We start from the raw sequence: 20,357 nt of genomic DNA, 5'->3' as shown, positions 1-20,357 counted from the left end.
GTGAGCCACACGACTCACTGCCCCTGAAGCCGGCGTCGCGCGGCGGCCCGGACGCTCTCGAACTGCCCGGCCGTCAGTTGCTCTGCCACACATAGCCCTCCCCTTGCCGTTCAAGCTCTTTGACGCGCTGTTCCAGCCGCTCGATGCGTGCCCCTGAGGAACTGGCGCCACTTTCGGGGCCCGAGCCCCAGCCGACGTTCACGCCATATGCCGGGGATGTGACCTGGTCGCCGGGCGGGCCTGGGGGCTGGGCAGGCGGTGGTGGAGACGGGCAGAGGTGGTGTCGCGGCGTGGGCCCAGGTGGTGGCGGCGCCGGTGGCTGAGCGCCGCCCCGATCCCGGTACCGCCGTTGGCCGCTACCGGGTTGGCCGCTACCGCCGTGATCGGGGCGGTTGTGCGTCTGCCGGCCACCGCCATCGAGGAGGGCCGAGACCTGTCCTCGATGGCGGCAGCCTGGCCGGCGCCGCCCAGCGTCTGCTGCTCGCCTGGCGGCCCCGCCTTACTTCAGGTGCCGGTCCAGGAACCGGTTCCCGTCCTCCAACTCGAACCACGGTGTGCCGGTGTGCCCGCCCGGATTGGCGTGCAGGGTCTTCTCCTTGCTGCCGAAGGCGTCGAACAGGTCCAGGGCCCGTTGCCGGGGGTTCCCCTCGTCGTCCCACTGCACCAGGAGCAGCAGCGGAACGGTGATCTGCCGGGCCTCTTCGCGCTGCGCGCGGGGCACGTACCCTCCGGCGAAGAAGCCCGCGGCCGCGATGCGCGGCTCGGCCACCGCCAGGCGGATGCCGAGGGCCATCCACCCCGAGTACCCGACCGGGCTGCCGATCCCGGGCAGCGCGAGGAGGGTGTCCAGGGTGGTCCGCCATTCCGGGACGGCGTTTTCGACCAGCGGGCCGATGAAGGACTCGAAGATCTCGTCGACCGGCTCGCCGGCCCGCATCGCCCGGCGGAGGTCGGCGCGGGCCTGTTCGGCGGCGGCGGAACGGGGACGGTCACCGCACCCGGCGGCGTCGATGGTGGCCACCGCGTAACCGCGCGCCGCAGTGTGGCGGGCCCGGGTCACCAGCCGGGGTTCCGCCTTGGGCAGGCCGTTGTTGTGGGCCATCAGGACCAGCGGGGCCGGTGCGGCGGATTCAGGCGTCCACAGCGTGCCGGGGATCTCGCCGAGGGTGAATTCGCGTTCGAGGACGCCGTCGTCGAGACGCTGTTCGGAAGTGAAGTGCACGGTCGTGCCTTTCGGGAGTGCGCTTGAACGGCGCTCCCGGACGACCTGTCTGACGTCCGACCGTGACCCCGGAGGGGAGCACCCATGTCGATACTGCGTTCACGGGTACCACCTCCTCGTTCTCTCGCACGGCCTCCGGGAAGGTAGCAGTGGCCGCCGTGGTCCGCCAACGGGTTTTCGCGGAGGCTCTGTGGCCGCATGCCAGGGGGCCACGCCCTTCGGGCTACCGCGGTCTCGGCCCGCGGTCTCGGCCCGTGGCCTCTGCCTACGGCCTCGGCCCCCAGGCTCAGCCGAGGGCGGCGACGAGCAGGGCGAAGGCGGCGATGATGACGGCGACGCGGACGTGGTGGAAGCGGTCCCAGCGGTTCATCTGCTGCTTCCAGTCGGCCGGCGGGCCGTCGGCGGTCCATGTCTTGACCCGGTTGTTGATCGGGACGAGCAGCAGGATCGACATGACCACGCTGAGGATCAGCAGCGCGGCGGCGGTGACGACGAGGCCGGCGCCGTGGTGGTGCCATCCGGCGACGGCCCAGATCGCGGCGAGGACGAGCGAGCCGATGTACCAGAACGGCATCACGGCGCCGAGCAGCCGGGCCCCGTGCGTACGGCCGCGCAGGCCGTTGTCGCCGGGGAGGCCGTCAAGGATCGGATTGACGAAGAAGGCGACGGAGAACTCCACCCCCACCATCACGCCGACGGCCACGGTGGTGAAGACCTCAAGTGCGTTGAGCATGATGACCCCTCCTGAATCTAGCGTTGCTAGGCGGCGAGGCAACGCTAGTATTGCTGCCGCTCGATTGTCTAGCGGTGCTAGGATCGAATCATGTCGGTACAGGAACGCAAGGAGCGCGAACGGGCGGGCCGCGAACGTCTCATCGTGGCGACGGCCCGTGAACTCGCCGAGCGGCAGGGCTGGGACGCGGTCACCACCCGTCGCCTCGCCGAGCGCATCGAGTACAGCCAGCCCGTCCTCTACAGCCACTTTCGCGGCAAGCGCGAGATCATCGGTGCCGTCGCCCTTGAGGGCGCCGCCGAGATGGCCGCGGCGCTGCGGGCCGCGGCCTCCGCCGTGGACGGCCCGCGCGCCCGGGTCACCGCCCTCGCCCGCGCCTACCTCGACTTCGCCGAACGCAACCCGGCGGTCTACGACGCCATGTTCCGGCTCGACGGCGGCCTGGCGTTCGCGAGGGAGGACACCCCGGAGCCGCTGAAGGACGCCTTCGCCGCCCTGCTGGAAAACCTCGGTGAGGTCGCCGGGGACGGCGTCCACCCGGGGTTGTTCACCGAGGTGTTCTGGGCGGCCCTGCACGGGCTGGCGACCCTCACCCGGGCGGGACGGCTGCCGCCGGGGGATGCCGAGCGGAGGGTGGAGCTGCTGGTGGACCGGCTCGCAGTGGTCTGACACACCGTTCGGGCGTCCGTCCGGGCGTCTGGGCGTCCGCCCGTCCGGGCGTCCGGACGGGCGGACGGGCGGACGGGCGGCAGCCGGGGTCTCGCGGCCCGGCTGATCATGCGGGGTTGTTGACGGTCACTGTTAGTCGCAGCGGTTGCTGTGCTTTGCCGCCGTACTTATAGTTCTGTGTCCCCTGATGGTCGAACTCACCCACAAAGGCTGATGGACCGTCTTCAGAGGGTCTCAGGCGAGAGCGTCTCGTGCTATCGGTTCTTCTCTCGTCTTTTCGCGCCATGCCCTTGCGTGCTTCGCTTCTTGGCCTTCAAGAACGCCGACCAAAGGCTGTATCGAGCGTGTCCCGCGAGCCTTGGGTCTCCCAATTCTTTGGTCCCCCACGTGTTCAGTCTGCCACGTGTTCGGTTTCCCACATGTTCGGTCTCTCAAGTCTTCGGTCTCTATGGGTGTGTCGTACACGAATCCGGCATCGGTGGGAATTTGCTTGAACTCGTAGCTTTCCCGGTAGGCCCGCGGCAGCGCCTTGACCATCGCACCCGCCGAGAATTTTGGGACCCGCGGACTCCCGCCCTGGCCCTGGACTTTCGCCTCACCAGTCACCGCCGGAGCCACCACCACAATGCGATCGACCCCGGGAGCACGGAACATGGGTGGGAGCGATCGAATGGACGACCACTCGTTCGGGCGCCGGCACGGGCCCGACCTGCACCGTGAGGGATCTGGAATGAGAGACTTTGCTGGGGCCAAGTGGGGCTATGTGACACGCAGAATCAACGACCGGGACGCGACCGTACCCGGAGGGTCGGTTCGCGAACCGCAGCTCGGGGATCTCGTGGTCGCCACCGTGGCCCACCTCGGCGAGCTTGACCATCTGGAGGATGTCCACGGTCGGCGCGTCCGTCTCTACCCGGGCGACATTGTCGTGGGTGCGTACGGCAACCGGTATGCCACGGACTTCTACGAGGGTTATCTGCCGACCGGGCCCCACGTCCATCTGCTGACGGCGGGCGGCCTGGTGGGAACGGTCGCCTCGGCGCATACGCGACGGCTGCCACCGACCGAGTTGAGGGTGATCGGCACGCTGAACGACCGGTCCGGGATGCCACTGTCGCTGGAAGACTACGCGCGGACGCCGGCGCCGCACACGGCGCCGGAGTGGGGCACTCTCGTCGTGCTCGGCTCGTCGATGAACGCGGGCAAGACCACGACGGCGTCGGCCATGGTGTCCGGCTGGACGCGAGCCGGACTGGCCGCCGGTGCGGGCAAGGTCACCGGTTCCGGCAGCGGCAAGGACCGCTGGATGTACATCGACGCGGGCGCCAGCGCTGTAGCCGAGTTCCTCGACTTCGGCATGTCTTCCACGTTCGGTTATCCGGTCGAGCGGCTGCGGACCACGATGATCGCCATCCGCGATGCCCTGGTCGACGACGGTGCGGACGTGGTCGTACTGGAGATAGCCGACGGGCTGCTGCAGTCCGAGACACGGGCGCTCGCCGAGTGCCTGCCCGGATTCGCCCACGGTGTCGTACTGGCGGCGGCCAACGCGCTGGACGCGGTGGCCGGGGTGACGATCCTGCGGGGACTGGGGGTCCCGGTCCGCATGGTGAGTGGCCTGGTCACCGCCAGCCCTCTTGCCTCCCAGGAAGCACACGCGGCCACGGGGCTGCCGGTCCTGTCCCCGCCACAGCTGGCAAACGGCGCGGCCGTGGACCTGGTGCGCGCACCGGCCCGGCAGACCGCCGCCACGACGGGACCCTTCGCCGACGCTGCCGCCTGGGGCTGATGCCCCGTGATCCCGGCGATCGTCTACATGCCTGACGGGCGTCCCCGGCCCGGGGAGTTGTGCGAAGTCGCCCTGGACGTCCTTGAGCTGCGCCCGGCCGAAGTGGTGCTGCCCGAGGCCACGGTCCGTGACGAGCGCGGCGGGCGGCTGTTCGACGGCTCCACGTTGATGTTCGACCCCGCGGCGGGTGGCGGCCCCCTGGCTGACGCCGCCGCAGAGCGGCAGGCACGGGCATTCGGCGTGACCAACACGGCCTTCCACGTCCAGCGTGCCCTGCGGTTCGCTTCAGCCCAGCTCGGCCACCCTCTCCCTCACCTGCTGGTCAGAATCGGGATGCACAACCAGCCGCGCCGCTGGCACGGAGGGCATTACCGGCTTCCCAGGGCGTCACTCACGGACGAGCCCGCCGCTCTCAGCCGTGCGGGTGAGATCCATCTGGGGGGCGGCGCCGGATTCGTCCCGGCACCGGATGGCAGCCGGTATTTCCATGCCCCCGCGCACAACGTCGCGATCATCTGTCATGAGGTCGGCCACCATCTGTGCCGGCACACCGCGGACTTCCGGCTCAACCGGCTGCGTCCTCCGGCGCAGCAGACCAACCGGAAAGTCGCCCTGGACGAGGGCACGGCAGATGTTTTCACGGCCATTCTGCTGGGCACCCCGGACATCTACGGCTGGCACCGCGGGGCCATCGCCGAGTGGGACCAGCGGCGCCGCGAACTGCTGCCCCGGTGGACAATGGCGCACTTCTGGGGCGGACGGGACCAGGACCCGCACACCGATGGCACCGTGTGGGCATCGGCGTGCTGGTCCGCTCGTGAGCGGGTCATCGCCACGGGTGCCGACGCGGCGCGCTTCGACGCGGCGCTGCTGCGCGGTATGGAGTCGGCCGGAGCTGGCCCCGCCCGGCTGCCCCAGGACGCCTTGAAGCCGACCAGGGACGCCTTGAAACAGCGCAGCCAATTCTCATGGCTGCTGTCCGCGATCACGCGTGCCGACCCTGGACTCGCGCCGGTGGTACTGACCGCCATGGCCGAGCACGGCATACGCCCCGGCGCGAGCAACGCGGCTCTCAAAGACGCCGCCCGCGCGGACCTGACCGGGGAGGTGGGCAGATGAGTGGCCGTCTGACCGGGGAGGTGGGCGGATGAGTGGCCGCCGTGCCGATGTGGGAATGCTGCGACACCTGTGGCGATTCCGTTCCTACGGCCGCCCGCACCTGGGCACACTCGTGCTCGGCGTGGGACTGCGCATCGGAGAACTGATCGCCGACCTGGCCGCACCCTGGCCGCTGGCGCTGGTCATCGACAACGTACTCAAGGGCCGGACCAGCGGCCCACTGGTCTGGCTCACGGGTATCGTGGGCGAGTCCCCGCTGGCCATGCTCACCGTGGCCGCCGTCGCACTGCTGCTGATCACTCTCGCCTCGGGAGCCTTCGACTACCTCGGTGACCGTGTGATGAACAGCGCCGGAGAGCGCATCACCGCGGAGATCCGTACGGACGTCTTCGCCCATATGCAACGGCTCCCCATGAGCTACCACGACAGACAGGCGGCCGGGGAACTGACGAGCCGCGTAGCGGTCGACACCACCCGGATCCAGGACGCTCTGGTCGACCTGTTCTCCACACTTCTGCCAGGGCTGCTGGCCTTCGCGGGGTACGCCACCGTCATCCTCTCCGTCGACTGGCGCCTGGGGCTGATCGCGATCGGGGGCGCCCCGCTGATACTCTTCACGGCCGCCCGCTACACCCGGTTGACCCGCCAGACGGAACGGCGGCAGCGCGCCGCCGAAGGACACCTCGCCGCCTTCGTCACCGAATCCCTGCAAGGCATCCGCACCATCCATGCCTTCGGCCGCCAGGATCTGCACGACGCGCATTTCGCCACCGGCAACGGCACCACCCTCGACGCCGGCCTGCGCAGCGTCGAACTGCGGGCCCGATTCACTCCACTGCTCGAAGCCGCCGCCGCGGTGGCCACCGCGGCACTGCTGTGGGCGGGCGGCCTCGGTGTCGTGAACCACTGGTGGACCGTCGGTCTGCTGGTCGTGGTGACCAGCTACCTCAAAGACATGATCAAGCCCATGCGATCGATGTCCCGCCTTTCGATCACCTTCCCCCAGGGCGCGGCCTCCGCGGAACGCGTCGCCGCCATCCTCGACCAGCCGCCGCCGCCCCCGACATCGCGCCGGCGCCTGCCCGACCGCGCCACCGGCCGAATCGACCTGCGCGACATCACCCTCGACTACGGCCGCGGCCCCGTCCTGCACCACTTCGACCTCACCGTCCACCCCGGCGAACACCTCGCGCTGCTCGGACCCAACGGCTCCGGCAAATCCACCGTGCTCTCCCTCATCGCCGGGCTCTACCCGCCCACCCGCGGCCACTTGCTCCTCGACGGCCTCCCCCTCACCGACATCCCCGCCATCTGGCTGCACCGCCAGATCGCGGTCGTGCTCCAGGACACGTTCCTGTTCTCCGGCACCATCGCCGACAACATCAGCTACGCCCGCCCCGACGCCGGCCCGCACGAGATCGCCCAGGCGGCGGAGGCAGCCCTGGTCACCGAGTTCACCGAACGCCTGCCCGACGGCCTGGGCACCAGGCTCGCCGACCGAGGCGCCGGACTCTCCGGCGGCCAGCGCCAACGCGTCGGCATCGCCCGCGCCATGCTTGCCGACGCCCCCGTCGTGCTGCTCGACGAACCCACCACGGGACTGGACAACGCCGCCGAAGAACTCGTCGTCCACGCGCTCGGCCGCCTGGTCGAGAGCCGGACAGCGATCATGACCACCCACCGTCCGGCCCTCACCCGCCTCGCCACCCGCACCATCCACCTCCACGACGGCGCCCTGCGCATGTGGCACAGTCCGGCCTCGCCATCGACCCCCCGGGAGGCCGCCCGCGCAACCCGACGGACCGCCTGAACGCTCCAGCCCCCGACGCGGCCGGAGCCTGCCGCTGGAGGACCGGGTCCTGCTGGTCGCGCGTGCCTTCCTACGCATGGCCTGACAGGTCCTCGACCAGCAGATCCAGGGTGGCTTCCTCATGGAGCGCGACGCCGAGGGCGGTCATGGCAGGGGCGAGGCCAGGGTCCCAGTCCGCGTCGACCGGTCGGCCGTCGAGTGGTAGTTGAGGGATGCCCTCGGCCTGGCTGTGAGCGGCGAGGCGTTCATAGTCCTCGGCGCCCATGCGCCACGGCAGGGCTTCGTAGCGGCGGATGATCCGATTGGCCAGCGCGATGCCAGGCCAGTCGAAGTCCCCGTGGTACGCGAAGTGGCAGCCGGTGGCGGCGAGGGCGTCGAGAAGGGTGAGGACCACCGTGGCGGCGCTGCCGGAGGTGCAGACCAGGGGCCGGGCGCAGGCCGCGTCGGCTGCGGCTTCCACCACGCGCGGGTTCTCGCAGATGTGGACGACGGTTCCGGCGGGCAGTTGCAGCCGTAGGCCGAGCAGGTCGCGGGGCGTGAGGTGGGTTTCCGCGTGATGGGCGGCCCGCTCTCGTAGAGACTCCTCCCGCCAGCCCTCGGCGAGAGGGCGCAGTCCGTAGGTCAGCACCGTGCTGGAGACCTCGTCAGGCGTGACGGACACCAGCCGCCACAACGCGCGCCGACCTGCCGCGTTGCCGGGGAGGTCGGCGTCGTGGGCCAGGGCGACACCACGTTGGACGAGGCGGGCGAGCCAGGTGCCGTCGTCCAGACCGTGCGCCGAACCCGTCGCCATCGCGGCGAGTTCTCCTCGGCCCCGTGTGCCGGCGCGTTCCGGATCGAGCAGTACGGTGAGGATTCGAACCGCCTGCTGGAGCGTCCGTACCGCCGCTTCGGGCGTTACTCCTCTCGGAACACCGGCGCGGCGCAGCACGTCGTACCACTCCCGGGTCCATTCCTGGCTGGCGAGCGGAGAGGCGTCGAGAGACGAGGTGAGCGACGCCCACACATGCCGGCGCTGGGCCGCATCGTCCTCGCGGGCCGCCCGGCGATCGGTGAGCGGTGGCCCGAGTTCCTCCAGTACTTCCCTGAGCCCGAGCCCCGCGGCAGAGGTGCGCAGGCGTGCGTCGAGCGCGTCGAGCCGCACGGTTACGGCCGTACCTGTGAGGGGTTTGCCCAGCAGGAGTGACAGGTCATTCCGTTCCTGGGCGCTCACCGCGGTCAACCGGAGGGAACCGGCGGCCTGCACGCCGTTGCCTTCCAGACGTTTGCGAACCGCCCCCCAGAGCCGGGTGAGACCTGGCCCTGCCAGCCAGTCGCGTGTTGCGGCGGGGAGCCGGCTCATACCGACGCCAGACGGCGGTGCCGACCGTTCCAGGTGTAGTGCAACGTGGCCACCCCGCGCACATGGGGGTCACGGAGGCACTCGTAGATGTGCAGGGACGGAACCTCCGCCCAATTGCCCATGAGCCGCTCGCTCGTGAGGACGAAGTCGAGATCGAGGTCGACGAGGATACGGCCCAGTCGCCCATGGGTGGGTTCGTCGACCTTGGCGAAGGCGTCGTCCAGAAGGATCAGCCGCGGCGCGTGCGGCGCCGACTCGGCGAGGCTGGTGAAGTGGGCGGCAGCGGCCGCGAAGAGCACGAGGTAGGAGAGCACGCGCTGCTCGCCCTGGCTGAGTCCGGTCCGTCCCGTCAGTTTCCTTCTGCGTCCGGGGGCCGCGTCGTCGACCACGAAGGTGTGGAAACCGAACCAGTCGCGGTAGTCCAGTGCGGTCCGCAGATGGGCCGTGTAACCAGCCGAAGGGTCGGCACGCCGGGCGTCCTCGATACGGCGTTGCAGTACCTCGCGCAGCTGTTCGGTCTGCTCGCGCGTCCGGAGGCTCGACGGGCTGCGCAGCAGGTCGACGGCCGCCCGCACATCCGCGTCGACGTCCTCGTCGAGCTTCCACAGCAGTTCCACGCCGAGACCGTGTGAGGTCCGTACGGTCTTCAGGGTGTCGTTGAGAGTGGCGACCAGATTGGCCGCGGTGATCACTTGCGAGGAGAGATGATCGCCGAGCTCGCCGGTCAGGAACCGTTGGAACACCTCGCTCTCGCGCTCTGTGAGCCGTCCTCTTGCCTCCGCGGACTGTAGGGCGATCCGCTCGCCCACGGCCGAGACATCGTGGGAACCATGGTCGTCGACCAGGCGGCACACCTTGATCCCGTCGTGTTCCTCAAGCTGTGCGTCGTATCCGCCGGCCAGTTGGTCGCGGAGCTCCGTGTGCCGGTTGAACAGTGTGTTGTCCGACACCTCGCCCTTCGGACGGCCAAGGGCCTGCTCCACGGTCTCGGCCAGTGAGCGCAGCGCTCGCAGGCGTTCGCGGACGTCCGAGCCGGGGTTGTCCGAGACGTATTCGGGCAGGGAGGACCGGTCCAGTCCCGCGCCGCTGATGACCTCCGGACGGTCGAGAGCCTCACGGAGGGTGCGGCCGGTGTCGATGACCGCCGTCTCCTGGCCCGCCAGCTCCGCGCGCAGGCGCTTCTCCTCCTCTTCCGCACGCACGCGCAGATCGCGGAGGTCGCTGTGGGCGCGCTCCGCCGCCGGGATGGCGCCGGCGGCGTCCGCGATACGTTGTTTGGCGTTCTGTTCGCGGGTGAGGATCTGCTCCTCGGACGATCCGACGGCAGCCTCGCGGGTCCGGAGATCCTGTTGCGCGGTGCGCAGTTGGTGGAGGTGAATCCGGTAACTTTCCGCCGCCTCCAGGCGCCCCTGCCGGGCACGCTCGTACCGCCCCTCGTCCGCCTGGCTTCCGCCGAGCCGTTCGACCGTGCCGCTGACCGCTCTGCGCAAGTGACCGGTACCGCTGAGCAGGCCCACCAGTGCGTTTCGTACGCGGTCCAGGGCGGTGGCGTCGGTGGGCAGGTCATGGGCGGTCGCGGTGGCATCGGCTTCGGTACGCGCCGACACGGCGAGAGCGCGGGCCTCCTCGGCCAGCCGTGCCGCACGGGTCGCCCTGGCGGTCAGGTCCTGCGACGCCTTCTCGTGCGCCGTGGTCCTGGTCCAGGCGTCGGAGAGCTGCCGGGCTCGGGGAAAGTCGCGTTCCGCGCGTGTGAGGGCCCGCCGCCCGGAGTCGGCTGTGGAGAGTTCGGTACGGGCGTCGGCGAGCCGCTGTTCCGTCTGCCCGAGCTGGTCCTCCAGCTCGGCGAGGAGGCGCCGTCGGGTCTCGGCGCGTACGGCGGCCCCTACGTACTCGGTGACGTCCTTGTGGTGTCGGCCACGGAGGGCGCCCAGACGCCAGCTTCCGTCGTAGTGGACCGTGCCGGCAGTAGCTGTGGTCTCCGAGGCCGGTGCGAGCGCGATGGCGGCCAGCAGGCGCTCCACGTGCTCGGACGTGATGCCGCACTCCGGCTGCGGGGCCGGGCGCAGGGCCGAGGCAAGGGTCTGTGCTCCCGGCGACATGGGACCGGGCTGAAAGAGCGTGTCCCGGATGAGGGGGTCGAGAAGGGCGCCATCCGCGCTGACCCAGGCATCGAGGATTCCGCTCGCCTCCAGCGCCGCCTCCAGGCCGGCCCGGTCGGCGGAGGTCACGTGCTCCGCGAAGTCCACCAGCCGGTAGAAGGGTGCTCCATCGGCCGGATTCCTTTCGGCGGTGCGGTGGTAGGGAGCCGGAGGCTCGGGGTCGGTACGCCCCTCCCAGTCCTGCTTCGCCTTCGACAGGCGGTCGATCTCCTCGCCCAGTCGGCTGACGTCGAGCGCCAGCGCGTCGCGGTGCCGGGTGAGGTCATCGGCGTATGGCTCCAGGGCCGCGTGAGCCGTCCGCCGCGCGCGGATGTCGATGTCGGGCGGCAGCGTGCGGTCCGCGAACGGCGCGTCGGGGGAGGTCTCACCGGCTACTTCGGCGAGGACGGCATTCAGCGGCGGACAGTCGGGCCCCGCCGCGGTACGCGTGCGCTCCGCCCACGCGGAGACCTCGTCGGCGTACCCACGGCTCTCCTCGACGACCTCCTGGCGACTCTCTTCGAGACGTCCGGCGGCCTCCTCCGCCTCGTCCTCCAGCCGTTCCCGTTCCGTGTCGGCCTGAGCTGCCTTGGCCCGGGTCTCGCCGGCCTGCACGGAGAGACGGGTCACCTCCTGGACCATCCGTGTCCGGTTCCGTACGACAGCTTCGGCGTCATCCAGTTGCCCCTGCCAGGACCGCAGCCCGGCCTCTGTCGTGGCCGTGTCCACGCGAGCCACCGGCCGGTGCCGCACGGTCCGTAGTTCCCCGTCGGGACTGGTCAGCTCCGTCCGCGTCGCCTGGGAGCGGACCGTGCGCGGCAGGGCCACCGCGTCGCCGAGATGGCCGGTGGGAAGCCCCGCCTTCTCCGCCTGGGACAGCAGCTCCCGGTGTTCGGTTCCCAGCTCGGTGAGCCGGCTCCCCAGATCTTCGACACCCTCGGCCAGTCGTTCGGCCGAGCCCTCTTCCACCTCGTGGGCGTTGCACAGGGCAGTGAAGGCGGTCATGGCCGTGGTGTGCAGGGCCTCAACCGTGCTGCGGCGTTCCGACAGTTCGCGAAGACCGCGGTAGGCGTGACTGGCGTGCAGCGCGGCGAGCTCCGTCCGGGCAGTCTGTTCCTCGTCGCGGAGAGTCTCCAGCCCGGCCTCCGACTCCTCCTCCCGCCTCTTCAGATCACTCGTTCGCTGCGCGGCGTCCCCGGCCGTCCGGCGCCGTAGGGACAGGGCGTCCAGTTCCCTGCTCACGTTCCGGGCCGAGGTGCGCAGGACTCCGGCGAGGTAGCGGCGGTAGTCGGCGAGGAACGTGCGCAGCGCCGCGTCGGTACGTTCCAGACGGCCGAGTTCGTCGCGTACGGCGTCCAGGTCGTGGAGGTTGCGTGCCACCTTCTCGACCACGTCCTCGTCGAGCCCCGGCAGGGTCTCGCTCAGCAGGACGGCCAGGCCCCCGTGTTCGATGCGGTCCCCGACCGTGGGGCGCCGCAGCCGGTGGAGGAGCTGGGTGAGGTTGCGGTAGCGCGTCGCGTCGGTGATGCCGAAGAGATCCCGTGCCACGCGAGCGCGGTGGCCGACCGCGCGCTCGGTCGCGTTGTCGGAGCCGACGATCTCCTTGAGCCGGTCGACGGGCAGCGGCCTGCCCGCTTCGACCAGGCGCAGGTCCTCACCGACCCGCAGCGGGGTGACGAAGAAGGTCGGTACCGCCTTCTGCGTCGACTTCGAGGCGCGGACGGCGGCACCGAGCGTCAGATAGCGGTGGTCGCCGCCCTCGGCCGTGCCCCGGAACTCCACCCACAGGTAGCCGAGGCGGTTGGTCTGCTCGAACCCGTCCAGCATCAGCCAGGCGAGCGTCGTCCGCCCGGTACCGGTCGCGTCCAGTGCCCGGGAGTCGCCGTCCAGCAGGTAAGGGAGCAGCATTTCCAGGGCCTTGGACTTCCCCGCGCCGTTCTTGCCGCGCAGCAGCAGTCGCCCGTCACCGAAGACGAACTCCTGCTCGTCGTACTGCCAGACGTTCTGGATGCCCGCGCGGTGCAGCCGGAAGCGGGCACCTGCTGTTGTCGTCGACGGGCCGGATCGCGGCAGCGGGATGAGGCCACGGGCGTCGGCGGTCATAGGGGCAACTCCTGCTGTGCGTCGGTATCTTTACGGGTCGGGTCGGCCGGACGCACGGTGACGCGGGTGGCGTAGCGGGCCGCCGCTGCGAGCAGCACCCAGCCCTCGCCGCCGGGCCGGGCTCCGCGGACGTCGGTCACCTGGCGGCCTTCCGGCAGCTCTTCGGCGTGCCCCTCCGGCAGCCCGTTTCCCTCGGCCCGCAGCGGACCGGCGGGGGCCAGCAGCCGCATGCGGGACAGCAGGTCCAGCACGGCTTCCCGCAGGGCGTGGAGATCTTCCAGGTAGCCGCGCTGCCAGTTGCTGCGGCCCCCGTACGCGGCGACCAGGTCGGCCAGCAGCTCATTCACCAGGCCGTCCGGAACGGCCACTCCGACGACGAGGACGCCGCCGGTCGCCGGATGTCCGGGATCGGGTGGACGAAGCCGTTCGACGAGCCGCTCCACCAGCAGCAGTGCGGCCTGGGCGACGGTCCCTGTACCGGGAAGGTGGAGATCCGTCAGCTCTTCCTCGGGGTCGACCAGCGCTACTCCCTCGGCGCGGATCTCAGTCTCCAGGCCGAGGAGTTCGAGGAACGCCTGGGCTTCTCGGCGCTGGCGGGTGCGAAGCCAGTCGCGTTCGGCGTCGGTCAGTTCGTCGAGGTGGACGACGGGTGTTTCGACGAGCATCCGGCGCACATAGGTACGAGGTCCGCCGAAGCCCGGGTCCGCTGCCCGCCGGACCAGATCGGCGCCGTCCCGGGACTGGGCGAGCGGTCCGGCGACGACGACGCGGGCGAGCTCGCGGTCCACGGTGATCAAGGCCTCCCCGCCGGAGTCCTGGGTGATGGCCGCCACCTGGCCCTCCGTCTCGACGAGAACGCCCCACTCGACCAGCTGGCGCAGGGCCGCGACCAGGGTCCGTTTCCCGGCCGCCCGGCCCGTCTCCTCCAGTTCGACGTCCGCGTCGGCCGCCGCGGCCCGGATATCGGCTACCAGCTGCGACAACAGCATCTGTTCGGGCGCGGTCACCAGGACCGACAGAGCCAGCGCGAGGCAGGCGTACGTGTGCGGGGTGAAGGGAGTACCGGTGGACCGCGCGAACCGGTGTCCCGCCCGTGCTCCCAGCCCGGCCTTGAACAGCCGGGCGTAGGAACTGTCGACGAGGAGGCGATAGCCGAGCACCTGCTGGAACCGCTTGCCCAGCCAGTCGGCGTGCCTGCGGACCAGCGGGAAGAGGTCGGCGTGCGGGCCGTCCGACGTGACCAGCGGATGGGCGAGCAACAGCCGTGCGGCGGTGCGGCGTTCGGCTGCCAAAGCCACGTCGTGGGCGGAGGGGAGGGTCATGACACGCTCACCTCCGCCTCGCCGTCGGCCGTGGCGGAGGTCCGGCCGACGACCAGCTCCAAGTCGTCCAGGAGCAGGTCCCCGTCCGCCGAGTGGAGGTACGTCCGGGCACCCGTCGTCCGGTACACGGTGAGCCGGATGCCCAGGTCCGCGTCCTCGCTCCACGCCGCGTCCAGGCCGAACCCCGGTGTCCCCTCCCCGGCCGCGCCGGCACGCCGTTCGAGCCGCGCGTTCCCGAGCGCCGTGGCCAGCAGCTCCAGGAGCAGGCTCAGCGCCGCCGATGTGAGCCGTACGTCATCGAAACGGCCCGACGCGCTGCGCAGCTCGTCCGCCGCCGCTTTCCTGGCCGCCGCCCGCTCGCGGGCGGCTTCCCGCAGGCGGTGCTTCTGCGCGGAGTGGTCCTCCACCGACGACGCCCGGCCCCGCTGTGCGCGGCTGCCCCTCTCGCGCAGCGCGACCGGGACCTCGACCACCGGGCCGGTCCACCAGCTGGTGTAGGCGGGCACCACCTCGTCGGTGGCAGGCGGGACGCCCAAATGGCGGGCTCCGTACAGCCCGAAGGCGGCGACGGCGATGTCGTGCGCGTCCTGTGGTGCGGCTTCGTCGAACCATCGGGCCAGTCGCAGCAGGTCCCGGCGCCGCGACATCTCCCCGGTGGCCGAGCGCAGCATCCGCTTGGCGTTGGCCAGCAGGGACTGGAGCGCCCGCAGGGTGGCATCCCGCAGTTGATCGACCTGACTGCCCTGACCGTCGGTGTCGCTGAACCAGCCGCGCAGCCCCTGCCAATCCGCGAGGTCGCGCCCACGGCTGCGCTGCACCCGGGCTTCCGAGCGGCCTTCGCCCTGTGAGGAGAGCCCGGCGAGGCCCTGGGCGTGGGCGTCCAGCCGGTCCAGCAGGGCCGGAAGGCGCGGCCACAGCGTGTCCAGTGCCGCCGAGATCCGGGGAGCGCGGAAGGCCACGTCCTCCGTGATCGCCTCGACGTAGTCCAGCAGCAGTTCCTTGAAGCCCTGGTACTCGGCGCTGTCCAGGTCGTACCGGGCGAGCACCTGGCCGAGGTAGGCGTAGAAGTCCCGGATGGATTCCGCGAACCCGGCGAACTGCACGAACAGCGTGCTGACCCGCTCGAGCCCGTCCTGCGGGGCGATACCGCCCGGTTCGGACAGCAGCTCGGCAAGCTCCCGGAGGCCGCGCTCGACCAGGGCCAGCAGCTCGTTGCTGACCTCCCGGACGGCCTCGGCCTCGGCCAGCACCCCGTCGGCGTCCCGCTGGACGCGCTCGCCCAGCCTCGACAGCTGGTAGCGCGCGCGGGAACGCTGGTACTCGGTGATGCTGGACGCCTTCACTGTATGACTGCCGCGCAGCAGATTGCCCCACCGCTCCAGCTGTTCCAGCCGGGCCGTGAGGGTGTCGGCGTCGAGCCCCGCACCTGGCCCGCCGGACTCACGCAGCTGCGCCATGACGTCCGGGACGGCCAGATCCGCCAGCAGTGTCCCGCAGAAGACCCGCATGATCGCGACGTGCTCCAGCCGCTCCGGCGCGCTCAGGTACGCGTACGCGTCCAGCCGTCTGCGTGTCTCGTCGTGGCGGGGTTCCGGCGGTGTGCCGGGTGGTGCGGGTTCCTCCATGCTTGCGAGGCTACGTGGAGCATTCGGCTGTCGTTGCGGTATGGCTGGAAATGCTCCGAGACCATGCGGAGTTGACGACCGTGTCTCCCCGGCTCCGGCCCCGGCCGACAACGACAGTATGCGGGCGCCCCTCCGCCTTGCGACGCACCGCATCCGACGCCGCTCGCCGATCCACCAGGGACTACGGGACAACCCTCCTCCAGCTCGTTGAGCAGGGTCCTCTGTTCCCGCAGATCAAGGCAGTTGACGGGCCGTCATTCCGTGGCTTCCATGGCTTCGGTGGCGCGGTCGATCGTGTCCAGCACCGCCCCCCACGGCAGGTCCCGCCCGGCGGGGGCGGCGCGTGGCTCGTGCAGGGGCCAGATGTCCGGGCCGTGGACGAGGTGAACGTCGGCCTCTCGCAGCGCGGCGATATGGCGCCGCCACGCGGGGTGGCGTACATGGGCCGCGTTCACCCTTGGGAAGACGATGACCGGTAGCCCCAGGGTCCCGATGGCTTCCCCGACCTGCGTCAGCGCCTGGTTGTCGGCGATACCCATCGCGAGTTTGGCGACCGTATTCGCGCTGGCGGGGGCGACCACGTAACAGTCCACGCTCGGGTGCGGCCTTGCCTCGCCGGGCAGCCGGGGCTCGTCTCGCACCGGCAGGCGGGTCAGCCTCTCCAGCCGGTCGGCCTCACCGTTCATTCGCAGCCAGCGGCCGGCGGTCGGGGTGAGCGTCACGGCGACCTGCCACCCGCGTGCCATGGCCGGTTCCACCAGCCCGGTGCGCAACGTTTCGACTCCGCCGGCGCTCGTACCCACGACCCCGAGGACTCCGCGCTTCTTGGTGTTCACTCCACCGCCCCTGCATCGTTGAGCCATCATGAACAACTCCGATGAACGAGCGCTGCCGGTGACCGGGAATTGCTTGATCAGGTCGCGCAGCGTGTCCCGTACACGGGGATTGTTCCGTACGAGCTGTGGCGACGCGTGCTCGGCTGTGCGCAGCTCCGTGGCGGTCCTGGTGCCGGGGATTCGCTCGCCGATGCTCAGGTGCTCTCCGAGACCACGCATACGTGCTGCCCCCGTGATGTAGGGGCGTTCCCCACGATAGCGACGCGGCAACGTGACGGACGGGGCCGACAACAGCGCGGCAAACCGAGCCGTCTGCTGGCCGGCGAGGCTCAGCCGCTGCGCGTCATCGGGTGATCCGTGCGCGACGACTACGGTCGTCGCCATGAGCGACTCGGAAGCCTACGAAGCGGTAGCCCGGCCCCGCACCGCCGCCGGGGTGCTGTTCTTCGACGAGGCGGGGCGCGTGCTCCTGGTCAAGCCCACGTACAAGCCCGGCTGGGAGATCCCCGGCGGCTACCTCCACCCGGGCGAGACGCCGAGCGGAGGCGCGGCTCGGGAGGTCAAGGAGGAGATCGGCATCACCCCGCCCATCGGCCGCCTTCTCGTCGCGGACTGGGCACCTCACCCGACCGAGGGCGACAAGTTGCTGTTCGTCTTCGACGGAGGCGTCCTCCCGGCTGACCAGCGGGCCCGGATCGTCCTGGACGGGGTGGAAGTCGACCAGTTCGCGTTCCACCGGGCCGACCGGATCGACGGGCTGCTCATCCCCCGGCTGGCCCGCCGTGTCCACGCGGCGATCGGCGCCCGTGCGCGATCGGCGACCGCCTACCTGGAGAACGGGGCGGGCTTCGGCGCCGGGGGCTGATCCGCACGTGTCCAGGTCCGGACAGGACAAGTCCTAGGCGGCCTGGGTCGCGGGGCGTTTGAAAACCTGGAGTCCGTGCCATACGACGTGGTCGGGTTCGATGCCGGGCAGTCCGGGGCGGGGCGTGGTGACGGGCCGGCCGTGGAGGGCGTCGATGGTCCGGCCCGCGTCGCTGCGTGCTGTGTAGGACTGGGAGACCTGTATGTGCAGGGCGGGTGTCAGTCCGAGGACGCCGAGATCGAACAGGGCGTGGTGCAGGGAGCACAGCGCCAGGCCGTTGTTCACCTCGTCCGGGCCGTCCTGGCTGTGCCAGCGGACGTGTGCGGCTTCGAGTCCGACGGGGTTGCGTCCGAGCGCGCCGTCGTAGCCGCAGAAAGCGCAGGCGTACGCGTATGCCTGAAGTACCTCTTCCGTGAACCCGGCTCGCCGTCGGCGTTTCTTCGCCGGTCCGTGGTGTGTTGTGTTCTCCAGTTCGAGCAGGTCCAGGCCGACGGCGTCGCAGATGGGGGTTTCCAGGGCTGGGGTGAAGTGCTGGTCGAGCAGGAGCCGGGCTGCCGCCGCCAGTGTGCCCGGACCGGCCAGCAGGGCCTCGATGTGAGGATGCAGCCCGCCGTGGGCTCCCCTGGTACGCAGCCAGCTTCCGCGTTCCGGGGCGTCCGGGCCGAGGGGGTTGCCGTCCCGGTCCCGCAGGTTCCACAGGTCACGCTCAAGATGGACGAAGGGCATGGCGGCCCGATCCCTCGCCCTCGAACGGTTCGCCATTGAGGGCCCGAAGTCGTTGATCAGTCGGCTGACCGGCTCTTCGGCTTCGTCATACGTGACTGCGGTGCTTCCCGAAGCGGCGAATCGTCCCAGCAGCCACAGCACGAGCAGCGGCTTGTGCGGGGCACGGCGGTTGCCTATCTGGGCGCGCCGCAACGTCGCCAGCGCGCTCAACAGTTCGTCACCTGTCACGTGGCCACTCTGCCATCATCCGGCAGACAGAACTGTTGTGTACCTGGCGAGCAGAGGCTGGTGGGGTTGGTGGCCCAGGGCTTCGGCGTGGCTCCTCCGCCCACGGGCAGGCCGTCAGGCGCTCTGAAGGTCGTCCGCGATCTGTGCCGCCGTGTCGCGCGCCGGTTCGGGGCGAGGGTCTTCGGGGCGAGGGTCTTCCGGGTGGGCGTCCGGGGCCAGGATCGTCGCGCAGAAGAACAAGGTCATCAGCTTGCCGTCCCGGCTCTCCAGGTCGTGGCGCCGTTCGTGGCGGACGCGCTCGGCCAGCGCCGGGACGGCGAGGGAGTTTCCCCACAGCGACGCCGCGTCCAGACCTTCAGGGGCCATGCCCCAGTCCTCCCAGTCGAACAGACAGAACTACGGGCCGGTCATGTTCGTCCGGTTGAGGTCAGCGTGCGCTGGCCGCCACTGGTCCAACGCCGTGTCGGTGCCGGCAGCGAGGAACCGCTGGATCGCCTCGGCAACACCGCTCTGGGTGATCGTGACGGTGTCCGGGGTGGCCACGCGCCTCGTGTGCTGGACGGCCGGCGCGTCCAACGACGTATTCAGCGCCTGCCACCACTCGTCCGGCAGGCGGGGGTCGGCGACCAGAACACTGCTGCCGATCGGCGCTCCTGGCAGGAGGTCCGTCTCGTCGGCCCGCCACATCACGGCATCATCGGGCTCGCGTCAAGCCGTGCCCCAGTGCCACTGGGGCCTGGCCACCCCATCCAGCAGGGCAGCGCATGCGGTTCCGTTCCAGCCCTTGCCGATCTCGTCGAACCGGCACCGCTCGCTCCGCACCCAGCTGCCACGGCCGGTACACGCACCGAGCGAGCGCCGTTTACGTACCGGCGTCTCCTGGTCCAATGACGTCTGGAAGGTGCGCTGAACCTGGTTGAGCACGACGTCGACCGGCTCAACTCGCAGGTCGACGTGGGGTGTAGGGGACAGAGAAGACGGCACTGGACCTCCATGGCGACGGACGACAGAGCGCGGGGGTTGTGGCCGGAGCGTTCGGCGTCGGCGAGGGTGGCGGCCAGAGCGTCCCAGCCGGGCTCGGCCAGGACGATCTCGGCGAGTTCGGGCAGCGCGGCGCGCACGGTGGTGGCGTGATGGCGGCGCGGGGACGGGGCGATACGGCGGACACGTTCGCTCAGTACCGCGAGGGGCTCGTCGGCTGCCTGCCGGTAGGCGGCCCGCAGCTGCTCAGCGGCCCGGCGGGCCGCCTCGGCCTGTTGGGCGTGGTGTCGCTGGGCGTGTCAGTGCGCGGCGGCGATGGCGAGGAAGACCAGCATGTCCAGGACCATGGCGGTGCCTGCCCCGTCCTCGCCCCGGCCGAGCGCGGGCCCGCTGTGTGCCGCTTTGGTAGAGCCCTTGGGCGGGACGAATGGCGAGGGGACGAAGTCCTGCTGAGCCGCTCGAACGTCGGCGGCTGCCCATCCAGTACAGATGAGCGCAGCAGCCCAGCAAGTTGCTCGGCGTCATGCTCGGCCACGCTGGTGCGGTCCACCGCCTCCTGAGCGCGGGCCGCTCCGTACGCCAGTTTCTCCGCACGTGCCTTCCTCTTGGCCTCGGCCTCGGCGGCTTTTCGGGGCCCGCAGTGACTCGCATCGGGTGATGGCGTCGGCAGGCAGTGGTTGATTGCAGATGGTCCCTGCTGCCCTGCTGCCGACCCGCTGCCGAATGTGGTGTGACTCTTCCGGACACAGAGGACCAGAGGTAGGGCGCGTTCACTTCCTATCGGGCACAAGATCGCCGTTCCTGTACGGAAGCGTGCCGGAAGAACGCGGTTGAGGTGAGCGGTTCAGC

Annotated in this window: 14 protein-coding genes and 1 pseudogene; 6 read left to right on the top strand and 9 right to left on the bottom strand. The window is 70.5% G+C overall.

The features are described from left to right. Positions 1-499 precede the first annotated feature (499 nt). Positions 500-1,222, bottom strand: coding sequence for a dienelactone hydrolase family protein (locus ACWGDX_RS23560; RefSeq protein ID WP_453628483.1), 723 nt, complete (start codon positions 1,220-1,222; stop codon positions 500-502). A gap of 286 nt (positions 1,223-1,508) precedes the next feature. Continuing rightward, the gene (locus tag ACWGDX_RS23555) at positions 1,509-1,955 is read right to left on the bottom strand and encodes an anthrone oxygenase family protein (protein ID WP_453628481.1); all 447 of its coding nucleotides are present in this window, start codon (positions 1,953-1,955) and stop codon (positions 1,509-1,511) included. A 90-nt stretch (positions 1,956-2,045) separates the two neighbouring features. On the opposite strand from ACWGDX_RS23555, the gene ACWGDX_RS23550 reads away from it, so the two are divergent. The 4 genes from ACWGDX_RS23550 (at position 2,046) to ACWGDX_RS23535 (ending at position 7,342) form a co-directional block, all read left to right on the top strand. After that, positions 2,046-2,624, top strand: coding sequence for a TetR/AcrR family transcriptional regulator (locus ACWGDX_RS23550; RefSeq protein ID WP_453628479.1), 579 nt, complete (start codon positions 2,046-2,048; stop codon positions 2,622-2,624). A gap of 730 nt (positions 2,625-3,354) precedes the next feature. Continuing rightward, the gene (locus tag ACWGDX_RS23545) at positions 3,355-4,413 is read left to right on the top strand and encodes a DUF1611 domain-containing protein (RefSeq protein ID WP_453628477.1); all 1,059 of its coding nucleotides are present in this window, start codon (positions 3,355-3,357) and stop codon (positions 4,411-4,413) included. A gap of 27 nt (positions 4,414-4,440) precedes the next feature. Next, positions 4,441-5,532 (top strand): hypothetical protein, encoded by a 1,092-nt coding sequence (locus ACWGDX_RS23540; RefSeq protein WP_453628475.1) that lies wholly within the window; start codon positions 4,441-4,443, stop codon positions 5,530-5,532. Positions 5,533-5,560: 28 nt separating this feature from the next. Next, entirely contained in the window at positions 5,561-7,342 is a 1,782-nt protein-coding gene (locus ACWGDX_RS23535) for an ABC transporter ATP-binding protein (RefSeq protein WP_453628474.1), read from the top strand. A 70-nt stretch (positions 7,343-7,412) separates the two neighbouring features. Here ACWGDX_RS23535 and ACWGDX_RS23530 read toward each other — a convergent pair whose 3' ends face one another. From ACWGDX_RS23530 to ACWGDX_RS23510, 5 genes are all read right to left on the bottom strand, one after another. Then, a complete protein-coding gene (locus tag ACWGDX_RS23530; protein WP_453628473.1) occupies positions 7,413-8,555 on the bottom strand; it encodes a TIGR02679 family protein in 1,143 nt (380 codons plus the stop codon). A 125-nt stretch (positions 8,556-8,680) separates the two neighbouring features. Beyond that, positions 8,681-12,925, bottom strand: a complete 4,245-nt coding sequence (locus ACWGDX_RS23525; protein WP_453628471.1) for a TIGR02680 family protein — start codon at positions 12,923-12,925, stop codon at positions 8,681-8,683. Then, entirely contained in the window at positions 12,922-14,247 is a 1,326-nt protein-coding gene (locus ACWGDX_RS23520; protein ID WP_453628469.1) for a TIGR02678 family protein, read from the bottom strand. The genes ACWGDX_RS23525 and ACWGDX_RS23520 overlap by 4 nt, the downstream gene beginning before the upstream one ends. Then, positions 14,244-15,872, bottom strand: coding sequence for a TIGR02677 family protein (locus ACWGDX_RS23515; protein ID WP_453628468.1), 1,629 nt, complete (start codon positions 15,870-15,872; stop codon positions 14,244-14,246). Before ACWGDX_RS23515 ends, ACWGDX_RS23520 begins: the two co-directional genes overlap by 4 nt. 254 nt (positions 15,873-16,126) lie before the next feature. After that, positions 16,127-16,927 carry a flavoprotein gene (locus tag ACWGDX_RS23510; RefSeq protein ID WP_453628467.1) on the bottom strand — a complete coding sequence of 267 codons (801 nt, stop codon included), beginning with the start codon at positions 16,925-16,927 and terminating at the stop codon, positions 16,127-16,129. A gap of 163 nt (positions 16,928-17,090) precedes the next feature. On the opposite strand from ACWGDX_RS23510, the gene ACWGDX_RS23505 reads away from it, so the two are divergent. Next, on the top strand, positions 17,091-17,573 hold the full coding sequence (locus tag ACWGDX_RS23505) for an NUDIX domain-containing protein (RefSeq protein ID WP_453628465.1): 483 nt from the start codon (positions 17,091-17,093) through the stop codon (positions 17,571-17,573). 33 nt (positions 17,574-17,606) lie between these two features. On the opposite strand, the gene ACWGDX_RS23500 is transcribed toward ACWGDX_RS23505, so the two are convergent. Further along, positions 17,607-18,527: a phosphorothioated DNA-binding restriction endonuclease gene (locus ACWGDX_RS23500; RefSeq protein ID WP_453628463.1), complete on the bottom strand. Its 921-nt coding sequence runs from the start codon at positions 18,525-18,527 to the stop codon at positions 17,607-17,609. 114 nt (positions 18,528-18,641) lie between these two features. Further along, a pseudogene (locus ACWGDX_RS23495) lies at positions 18,642-19,511 on the bottom strand (hypothetical protein). A gap of 38 nt (positions 19,512-19,549) precedes the next feature. On the opposite strand from ACWGDX_RS23495, the gene ACWGDX_RS23490 reads away from it, so the two are divergent. Then, positions 19,550-20,068 carry a hypothetical protein gene (locus ACWGDX_RS23490; RefSeq protein WP_453628461.1) on the top strand — a complete coding sequence of 173 codons (519 nt, stop codon included), beginning with the start codon at positions 19,550-19,552 and terminating at the stop codon, positions 20,066-20,068. The last annotated feature ends 289 nt before the right edge of the window (positions 20,069-20,357 follow it).

Source organism: Streptomyces sp. NPDC055025, assembly GCF_053608565.1.
The sequence above is the reverse complement of the archived record's forward strand: the minus strand, read 5'-3'. Positions and strand labels throughout refer to the sequence as shown.

Bases quoted from the DNA above. Each gene is read 5' to 3' on its own strand.
- ACWGDX_RS23540 (WP_453628475.1), top strand. From the start codon at position 4,441: ATGCCTGACGGGCGTCCCCGGCCCGGGGAGTTGTGCGAAGTCGCCCTG.
- ACWGDX_RS23525 (WP_453628471.1), bottom strand. From the start codon at position 12,925: ATGACCGCCGACGCCCGTGGCCTCATCCCGCTGCCGCGATCCGGCCCG.
- ACWGDX_RS23515 (WP_453628468.1), bottom strand. From the start codon at position 15,872: ATGGAGGAACCCGCACCACCCGGCACACCGCCGGAACCCCGCCACGAC.
- ACWGDX_RS23545 (WP_453628477.1), top strand. From the start codon at position 3,355: ATGAGAGACTTTGCTGGGGCCAAGTGGGGCTATGTGACACGCAGAATC.
- ACWGDX_RS23510 (WP_453628467.1), bottom strand. From the start codon at position 16,927: ATGCGTGGTCTCGGAGAGCACCTGAGCATCGGCGAGCGAATCCCCGGC.
- ACWGDX_RS23535 (WP_453628474.1), top strand. From the start codon at position 5,561: ATGAGTGGCCGCCGTGCCGATGTGGGAATGCTGCGACACCTGTGGCGA.
- ACWGDX_RS23520 (WP_453628469.1), bottom strand. From the start codon at position 14,247: ATGACCCTCCCCTCCGCCCACGACGTGGCTTTGGCAGCCGAACGCCGC.
- ACWGDX_RS23555 (WP_453628481.1), bottom strand. From the start codon at position 1,955: ATGCTCAACGCACTTGAGGTCTTCACCACCGTGGCCGTCGGCGTGATG.
- ACWGDX_RS23505 (WP_453628465.1), top strand. From the start codon at position 17,091: ATGAGCGACTCGGAAGCCTACGAAGCGGTAGCCCGGCCCCGCACCGCC.
- ACWGDX_RS23550 (WP_453628479.1), top strand. From the start codon at position 2,046: ATGTCGGTACAGGAACGCAAGGAGCGCGAACGGGCGGGCCGCGAACGT.